Source organism: Mesorhizobium sp. (genome assembly GCF_004962245.1).
Taxonomy (GTDB): Bacteria; Pseudomonadota; Alphaproteobacteria; order Rhizobiales; family Rhizobiaceae; genus Mesorhizobium.
On record NZ_SUHQ01000076.1, the window covers coordinates 1 to 4,133 of the forward strand.

At 60.0% G+C, this 4,133-nt stretch carries 4 protein-coding genes and 2 pseudogenes; 2 read left to right on the forward strand and 4 right to left on the reverse strand.

Annotated elements, in window-relative coordinates; translation table 11 throughout:
• Positions 1 to 195: 195 nt before the first annotated feature.
• Together E5X88_RS33280 and E5X88_RS33810 are read right to left on the reverse strand one after the other, a co-directional pair.
• A complete protein-coding gene (locus E5X88_RS33280) occupies positions 196 to 711 on the reverse strand; it encodes a DUF2285 domain-containing protein (protein ID WP_245329899.1) in 516 nt (171 codons plus the stop codon).
• Between the two features lie 115 nt (positions 712 to 826).
• Positions 827 to 997, reverse strand: a pseudogene (locus tag E5X88_RS33810) (DUF6499 domain-containing protein); the annotation flags it as partial.
• 529 nt (positions 998 to 1,526) lie between these two features.
• Between E5X88_RS33810 and E5X88_RS33285 the strand changes: the two are divergent.
• Together E5X88_RS33285 and E5X88_RS33290 are read left to right on the forward strand one after the other, a co-directional pair.
• Positions 1,527 to 2,003: a transposase gene (locus E5X88_RS33285; protein WP_281007607.1), complete on the forward strand. Its 477-nt coding sequence runs from the start codon at positions 1,527 to 1,529 to the stop codon at positions 2,001 to 2,003.
• Positions 2,004 to 2,766: 763 nt separating this feature from the next.
• Positions 2,767 to 3,213 (forward strand): tyrosine-type recombinase/integrase, encoded by a 447-nt coding sequence (locus E5X88_RS33290; RefSeq protein WP_128234790.1) that lies wholly within the window; start codon positions 2,767 to 2,769, stop codon positions 3,211 to 3,213.
• On the opposite strand, the gene E5X88_RS33295 is transcribed toward E5X88_RS33290, so the two are convergent.
• Both E5X88_RS33295 and E5X88_RS33300 read right to left on the reverse strand, forming a co-directional pair.
• Positions 3,176 to 3,751 carry a hypothetical protein gene (locus tag E5X88_RS33295; protein ID WP_128234791.1) on the reverse strand — a complete coding sequence of 192 codons (576 nt, stop codon included), beginning with the start codon at positions 3,749 to 3,751 and terminating at the stop codon, positions 3,176 to 3,178. The genes E5X88_RS33290 and E5X88_RS33295 overlap by 38 nt on opposite strands.
• Before the next feature lie 252 nt (positions 3,752 to 4,003).
• Positions 4,004 to 4,133, reverse strand: a pseudogene (locus E5X88_RS33300) (ATP-binding protein); the annotation flags it as partial.

Sequence of the window (4,133 nt, forward strand, 5' to 3'; positions counted from 1 at the left end):
GCTCGCGAGCGGCTTCGCTATCGCCGACCTACACCACGCGGTGGGACACGACCCCGATCTCATTTCGGCATCGACAAGTTAGGCCAGAGCGCACCTTGCAAGGCGCCATGCAGACCTGTCGGCGGGCGAACTGTTGGTGACGGGTCAGCTGCGAGCGAACGTCATCCACTGACGCACAGCGTGGACTGTCGCTTTTCAAATTAGGAAATCTCTGTAGCCACCATTCATGAGCGCGCGGCCACGCGAGACGGCCCGACGGATGCGGTCGCGCAGATGATCGCGAGGATCCGCCCAGTCGGCATGGACGCGCCGTTGACCGATGAGAACTTCGGCGAGCTCGCGATGTGGTGCTCCGGCGAGCGAACCGTCGAGCGCACGAAGAACGAAGGACAAACGGACGCCACGCTTTTCCGGCGCAAACAAGCGGGGGGGCAACTGTTGCCCTAGACTGAGAGCATTGAGGCACTCCAGTCCCCTCAGTCGATGCTTTAAAAGCACCGCGGGCCAGATGGCTTGAGTATGCAGGCAAACAGGGTGGAGGATATTCGCGCCCGAGACGGCGAGCTGCAGCGCGTGGTCCGCATTGCGAAGAAGAACATGCTGGCTCTTGTCGGGCGCCAGCAGGACGGTTGCACGACAGGGCAATGCCGAGAGTTCGAACGGCGGTGTCGGCGACGAGGCAGGCAACCGTTCCGCAATGACCGGCAGCACATGGACGCACCAGAGCGGACACCAGAATACGACCGAAGCCCGGCCACAAGACTCCGCGAAACAGAACACCCCAGCGTGACAGGTCGCCGACCGACGCGACCATATCGAGAAAGGGTTGGAGAGACCAAGTCTTGCAATGCTGGCGCGCAGCGGTCAGATCGCGCTGGAACGCCGGGTTGCGGCGTAAGAACTCCCAAGCCCACTCCCGCAGCGTCAGGCCAGCGGTGTAGTCGTATGATCTTTCATCCCGCCAATCTGCCTGATCCGCGCCAGTCAGGAGATTCATGACTGACACCCCCTGCCCGCGCCTGCGTGCGTCGAAACATTATGCCACTTCGCAAAGCACCGGCGAAGGCAGCAGACGTCGAAGGCACCTTTTTGTTGAAGCGTTCGGCATTGGCACTGGCGACGACACAAGATGTGCCCAAATTGCCACCAGACCGTCGAACGGGCACAGCGACGGCCAGCGCGACCAGGGCACGCCAAGGGAATTGATTCCGTAACGGTCATCGGCTCCTGCGTCGCGATCCAGACGTTCCTTGAAGGCGCAGTAGCGGGGCAGTGGATCGCACGCTGCTTGTCGGCAAGTTGTCGTAGCGGCGGCGCCATAGGCACGGTCATCGGAGGGTCTCCTGCGGCAAGTTTTCGCCATTGGAGGCCAATCTCCCCGCTATGGCAGCCTGTGCAGTTGCACAGGTGAAGCGGACCAATCAGGGGGAGCTATGGCGGAAACTGGGTGATGACGGTTTGAGGAGAGCGGCGTATCGAGGCGGGTGACGAAGCCTGCCAGTACCTCTCAAGGAGAGCGATACGCCATGAACGAGACTATCAACATTGTTTGCCTTCGTCAGCCCGACGAAATCGGTGATACCCTGACGGATGTACTTCGCAGCGGCGCGCGCAAATTGCTTGCGCAGGCGATCGAGATGGAAGCCGAGGCGTATGCTAAGGCGGTCGACTGCCTGACGAAGGATCAGAATGCGTCGCTGGCGTTCTACGATTTCCCCGCCGAACACTGGGATCATCTGCGAAGGTCCAATCCCATCGAAAGCGTCTTTGCGACCGTTCGCCACCGCACGGTGCGTACCAAGGGCTCGCTATCCTCGAAAACCGCCCAGCTGATGGTCTTCAAGCTGGTCATGGCCGCGGCCAGGACGTGGCGACGATTGAAAGGACAAAATCAGTTGCCGGAACTCATCGCAGGTGCCAGGTTCCTGGACGGAATCGAGGTCATCGAAAACGAAGCCGCAGAGCGCCGCTTGATCAGCCTCGTCACCCAAATTCCAGCATAGCTCCATCGGAACTGCCAGCCTTCCTTGCCGATCAGGCGCAGATCAGCGCTGACGATACCGAGGACGGCGACGGCGATCACCTCCAGGTCGCCGAGTAACGACCCTCAAAACACCGCACTGGGCCCGGCCGTCCCATCGGGCCTTTTCTGTTTCTGGACAAGGAGCAAACATATGTCCGCAAGCGACATTTACGAGAATGCCCCACCCGGGAAGCCTGATCAACTATGGTGATCGTGCCCCCAAACCGCTCGCCCGACAGGACCGTCTCATGAACGCCCTTCCCGCACGAGCCGCCGGCATTCCGGCTGGCTTCCTCGATCAGACCGCGTCCGACCGGACCAGCCGCGCCACCCGGATTCTGCATGCCGCCGACCAGATCACGCCCTTTCTCGAACGGGGTCGGCCGATCGACGCGAATGCAAGGGAGCGGGCTTTGCAAAGACCGGCAAGGCAGAATGGGATTCCTGGGAACTGGTCGAGGCCAGCCTGAACCGGTATCTTGTGCCTGCCCTCGGGAGTCGCTCTATCCACCATGTGACCGACACCGACATTGCTAACATCACCAAGAAGATCGTCGCCGGGGGTCACCCGCAAGCGGCTAACACGGCCTTCTGGTATATGCGGGCATTTTTCAACTGGTGTCGCAAACCGCCGCAACGGCTCACCGCGGTTTCCCCGCGAACGGATTGGAAAAGCCGGTACGGGCTGTGAGCCCGAACCGAGCGATATCGGCTATTCGTTCGGCCCCATCGTCAAGCTGCTCATGCTGACCGGACAGAGGCGTACGGAAGTTGCCGCGATGCGTTGGTCTGAACTCAGCCTTGAAGCCGGAACATGGGAACTATCGGGTGACCGCACGAAGAACGAAGAGCCTACGCTTATTCCGCTGTCCACACTGGCGGTGTCGGTCCCCCAGTCGTACCGAAGACCAATGACACGTTTGTTTTCCCTGCGAGGGGCAACGGCTTTGGAGAACTGGACCCTTCACGATCTGCGCAGGACGCTCGCGACAAATCTCGGCAGGCGGCAGGTATTGCCACACGTCATCGAGCACATACTGAATCACAAGGCGGCGTCCCTGACAGACATAGGCGAAATCTACAATCTCTATACCTACGTCAAGGAGAAGCGCGAGGTGTTGCAGATGTGGTCAAATCACATCGAATGGATGATCAAGCAGGCGGCGGAAATGGACGCTCTGGCGGCGTAGCTACTGGCTTGGGCGGAAGATGCGGCGCAACAATCGTCAGAGCCTCATCGAATTGGAGATCATGCTTGACCAGCAAATGCGCGGCCAATGCTTCGATGGCCGACCAGTGATCGAGTACTAGCCGGGCCGTGCGATCTTCGATCCGCCCCCAATCGGGGCGGCGCGGCATCAGGAACCGCAACTCACCATAGATTCGCTTGGCATCCGCGTAGTCGCTGCTCCCCTCATTCTCGTCGGACGCATTCATCGCCATATCGAACGGGTCCAGATAGCCTTCGAATGCGGATTCTGCAAAAGGACCTGCCAGACACGTAACTATCTCCCGGATCGCACAATCGCGTTTCAAATATCGATCCATATCGTCCTCGAAAATCGGCTTTCGCTTCGAGGTGAATCCTTGCGCGGAATAAAAACCCGCGCCTTCGACAACACCACGGTAATCTCCGTCACCGGGGTCGGGGTAAATACTAACACTTGAGAAAGCAGGGAGTTTACGGTCGTCGTCGAACATCTGACGGTTCAAAACGATGGCGGCCACCGCGTGCCCGGCTTCGTGGTGCGCCACAGACGGGAGAAGATATTGGGAGGCTACATTCATGCGGTGCGGCTCTCAGGTCTAGTTTGCTTTTGCGCATAGGACCGCAACCGTCGTGCCAACTGGGAAAATCGTTTCGGACAATGCGATCGCTCCGATAGCGTTGTGTCTCCTGTCTGACATTGTTGGGAAGTCGACACGCGCCCGTCGCAATGCGGTCGACCTTCCGCGCGAGTTGGGTGACCCGTGAAGGCGGCCGACCAGGACGATGTTGCGCTGATCGGCGACGAAGGCGCCGCCGGGCGAGATCGCGCATCAGGGGTTCGGTGGCCGGCGTGTCGGCGAAGTCGAAGTCGTCGATGTCCTTGGCCAGCGGCAACTTGGC

Excerpts from the sequence above, each read along its gene's own strand:
- E5X88_RS33285 (WP_281007607.1), top strand. The coding sequence starts at position 1,527 with ATGAACGAGACTATCAACATTGTTTGCCTTCGTCAGCCCGACGAAATC.
- E5X88_RS33290 (WP_128234790.1), top strand. The coding sequence starts at position 2,767 with ATGCTGACCGGACAGAGGCGTACGGAAGTTGCCGCGATGCGTTGGTCT.